This is a genomic window from Mesorhizobium sp. M7A.F.Ca.CA.003.01.2.1 (assembly GCF_003998945.1).
GTDB lineage: Bacteria > Pseudomonadota > Alphaproteobacteria > Rhizobiales > Rhizobiaceae > Mesorhizobium > Mesorhizobium ciceri.
Window position 1 is genome coordinate 1 of the sequence record NZ_RZRA01000522.1, and the last position, 3,966, is coordinate 3,966.

Below are 3,966 nucleotides of genomic sequence, written 5' to 3' on the forward strand. Positions count from 1 at the left end.
GTCCTTGGCATAGTCCAGGGTATCTCGCGGCAAAGGGGGCCGCAGCAGGACGTGATGCAGGCGGCGCAGCTCGTCACTGGCCCGCAACACCCCGGCACGTAGCCGGCTCGGCCCCCCCAACCTTGCGGATTTGTAGCTTCCCGAGGGACCGGCTATGCCGGAGATCTCGCTGCTGGCGGCGAAGCCAAGCACGTTTTGGCGGGCCGAATAGACCTTCAGACCGGTATCCCAAAAGCGTTCGAGCGCGACGTCCCATGGCATTTTCATGACGGCGAGCGCCGACAACAGACCCTGCGCGCCCTCCCGCGTCACCAGATAGGCGGCGGCCGAGCCTTGCGGGCCATGCAGCGCACGACCGATCTCGTCGCCTTCCGCCGTCTCGACGGCGCGCATGAAGAAGCTGATGCGATGGTTGATCAGTTTGATGACGTCGAAATCCGGCACCGCCGCGATGACGGCCTCGATGCGCCGCATGGTGTCTTCGCTGAAGAGGACGTCGTCCTCGACGATCAGGCCATGGGCGCTGCCACCGGCCACGAACGTTTCCAGCGCCTGGATATGGCTGCGGTAACAGGCATATTCGCCGGAAAGGATGTCGCGCCCGCTCAGCTTGCGTGCGGCTGGCAGATCGATCTCCGTCCAGGCCTCTTTGGCAAGCGCATGGCCGTCGACGGCGGCAATGCGCTGCAAGGTCAGGCCTGCCGCTTCGGCGCTGGCGAGCAATTCGCTCCAGCGCTGGGTCTCGCGATCGAGGTTGATGGCGAAGATAGGAAGGTTCATTGAAGTTCCATGTTGAGCCGCCACCCACCCGGCCGACCTATGTATGGAAAGAAGGAGATGTTCAAGGCGACACTATCCAGATCATGTGCAAGACCTGAATTTGCCGCGACGGCTTTGGCTCATCTGAATTTATGACACAATCGAACTGTTAGCCGATCGGCTTCATGGAAGATCGCAAAGGTACTCTCGGTCCTAAGTGTCCGGAACGGACCTGAGCGGGATGGCTGGGGCGCCAGGATTCGAACCTGGGAATGTCGGTACCAAAAACCGATGCCTTACCACTTGGCGACGCCCCAATTGCCGTCAGAGTCGCTTGTGCGGCGCGTTATTAGCAGAGCAGCCAAAAAGCACAATGCCCCATGAATGGTGGTGAGAACGCCTGTTTGGGCAGCAAAAGCAACGCCACCAGACGGCACCAGCTGGCTATTCGGACCACACCGCCATCTCGTTGCCGGCCGGATCGGCAAAGTGGAAACGGCGGCCGCCAGGGAACGCGAAGATCGGTTTGACGACCGTGCCGCCGGCGTTTTCGACAGCCTCGAGGGTCGCCTCCAGATCCCTGCTGTACAGCACCGGCAGCGGCTTCGATGGCGCTTCGGCGGCGTCGGCCTGAAAACCCCCGTCCAGGCCTTCGGCAAAGGCCGAATAGGTCGGCCCATAGTCAGTGAACGACCAGGCAAAGGCGGAACTGTAGAAGGCCTTCAGCCGGTCCAGCGTTCCGCCCGTAGCCGGCATTTCCAGATAGTCGAGTTTTCCGGACAGTTTCATAGCCACCTCTTTGTTCACTGTATGTTCTACTCCAGAATCCCCGGCATAGCAAACCTTTTTGCCGCATCCTGAGGCACGGCTTTGCTTAATCGATTGTAGTGGCCGGGCGGCTTTGCCGACGCCTTGCCTTTCGCACTGCAGCATCATATCGCTCCAAGGGCGGACCGGCGGAACTTTCCGTTTCGCCAATCTTTCCAATCTCCTGCAACCGGAGAGCGATGCATGACCAAATGGGTTTTCACCTTTGGCGATGGTGCGGCGGAGGGCCGTGCCAGCGACAAGAATCTCCTGGGCGGCAAAGGCGCCAACCTAGCCGAGATGTGCAGCCTGGGGCTGCCGGTGCCGCCGGGCTTCACCATCACCACGGAGGTCTGCAACGCCTACTACGCCAACGGCCGTATTTATCCGGCCGGGTTGGAAGCCGATGTCGCGGTCGCGCTCGATCACATCGGCCGGCTGACCGGTCGTCGGTTCGGCGACCCGTCGAAACTGCTGCTGGTGTCGGTGCGTTCTGGCGCTCGCGCCTCGATGCCCGGCATGATGGACACCGTCCTCAATCTCGGCCTGAACGACGAGACGGTCGAGGCGCTGGCCGCCGATTCCGGCGATGCGCGCTTTGCCTATGACAGCTACCGCCGCTTCATCCAGATGTATTCCGATGTCGTCATGGGTCTCGACCACGAAGTGTTCGAGGAAATCCTGGAGGACCAGAAGGGCGGGCTCGGGCACGAGCTCGACACCGAACTGACGGCGCTCGAATGGCAGGGCGTCATCGCGCTCTACAAGGCCAAAGTCGAGGAAGAGCTTGGCAGGCCGTTTCCGCAGGATCCGCATGAGCAGCTCTGGGGCGCGATATCAGCCGTGTTCTCGAGCTGGATGAACAACCGCGCCATCACCTATCGCCGCCTGCACGATATTCCCGAAAGCTGGGGCACGGCGGTCAACGTCCAGGCCATGGTGTTCGGCAATATGGGCGAAACCTCGGCCACCGGCGTTGCCTTCACGCGCAACCCATCGACCGGCGAAAAGATGCTCTATGGCGAGTTCCTGGTGAACGCGCAGGGCGAGGACGTCGTTGCCGGCATCCGCACGCCGCAGAACATCACCGAAGCGGCGCGTATCGCAGCAGGCTCGGACAAGCCGTCGCTGCAGAAGCTGATGCCTGACGCGTTCCAGTCCTTCGTCACCATCTCCGATAGTCTGGAGAAGCACTACCGCGACATGCAGGATCTCGAATTCACCATCGAGCGCGGCAAATTGTGGATGCTGCAGACCCGCTCCGGCAAGCGCACCGCCAAGGCGGCGCTGAAAATTGCCGTCGAGATGGCGCGCGACAGGCTCATCACGAAAGAGGAAGCCGTTGCCCGTATCGACCCGGCCTCGCTCGACCAGTTGCTGCATCCCACCATCGACCCCAAGGCCGCGCGCGACGTCATCGGCATCGGACTGCCGGCCTCGCCCGGTGCCGCTACCGGCGAGATCGTCTTTTCCTCAGCTGACGCCGAGGACTTGAAGACACAAGGGCGCAAGGCGATCCTAGTGCGCATCGAGACCAGTCCCGAAGACATCCACGGCATGCATGCGGCGGAAGGCATCCTGACCACGCGCGGCGGCATGACCAGCCACGCCGCGGTGGTGGCGCGCGGCATGGGCAAGCCTTGCGTCTCGGGTGCCGGCTCGCTGCGCGTCGACTATAGGGCCGGCACGCTGCTCTCGATGGGGCAGACCTTCCGCAAAGGCGACATCATCACCATCGATGGCGGCAACGGCCAGGTGCTGAAGGGCGCGGTTGCCATGCTGCAGCCTGAACTGTCAGGCGATTTTGCCGCCATCATGGAATGGGCGGACGCGGTGCGGCGCATGAAGGTGCGCACCAATGCCGAAACACCGCTCGATGCGCGCATGGCGCGCTCCTTCGGCGCCGAAGGCATCGGGCTTTGCCGCACGGAGCACATGTTCTTCGACGGCGACCGCATCGTCGCCATGCGCGAGATGATCCTGGCCGACACCGAAAAGGACCGGCGCGCCGCACTCGCCAAGCTTCTGCCCATGCAGCGCTCGGATTTCCTCGAACTGTTCGAGATCATGGCCGGCCTGCCGGTGACGATCCGACTGCTCGATCCGCCGCTGCACGAATTCCTCCCCAAGACCGAGGCTGAAATCGCCGAGGTCGCCGCCGCCATGAACGTGTCGCCCGACAAGCTCAGGCAGCGCACCGAGGCACTGCACGAGTTCAACCCGATGCTCGGCCATCGTGGCTGCCGCCTGGCCGTCTCCTACCCCGAGATCGCCGAGATGCAGGCACGGGCCATTTTCGAGGCGGCCGTGGAGGCCGGCAGGAAGGCCGGCGCCCTGGTGGTCCCCGAGATCATGGTGCCGCTCGTCGGCCTGGTGAAGGAACTCGACTACGTCAAGGCG

The 3,966-nt window shown here is 63.0% G+C and carries 3 protein-coding genes and 1 tRNA gene; 1 reads left to right on the top strand and 3 read right to left on the bottom strand.

Annotated elements, in window-relative coordinates:
• The 3 genes from EN969_RS20225 to EN969_RS20235 all read right to left on the bottom strand — a co-directional run.
• On the bottom strand, positions 1-780 hold a 780-nt coding region (locus EN969_RS20225; protein WP_164758369.1), incomplete at its 3' end, for a glycosyltransferase family 25 protein.
• A 221-nt stretch (positions 781-1,001) separates the two neighbouring features.
• Positions 1,002-1,076 (bottom strand) — tRNA-Gln (locus tag EN969_RS20230).
• A 127-nt stretch (positions 1,077-1,203) separates the two neighbouring features.
• Positions 1,204-1,548, bottom strand: coding sequence for a VOC family protein (locus EN969_RS20235; RefSeq protein WP_013532745.1), 345 nt, complete (start codon positions 1,546-1,548; stop codon positions 1,204-1,206).
• A gap of 222 nt (positions 1,549-1,770) precedes the next feature.
• On the opposite strand from EN969_RS20235, the gene ppdK reads away from it, so the two are divergent.
• Positions 1,771-3,966: pyruvate, phosphate dikinase (gene ppdK / locus EN969_RS20240; protein WP_127419337.1), on the top strand; the 2,196-nt coding region annotated here is incomplete at its 3' end.

Excerpts from the sequence above, each read along its gene's own strand:
- EN969_RS20235 (WP_013532745.1), bottom strand. The coding sequence starts at position 1,548 with ATGAAACTGTCCGGAAAACTCGACTATCTGGAAATGCCGGCTACGGGC.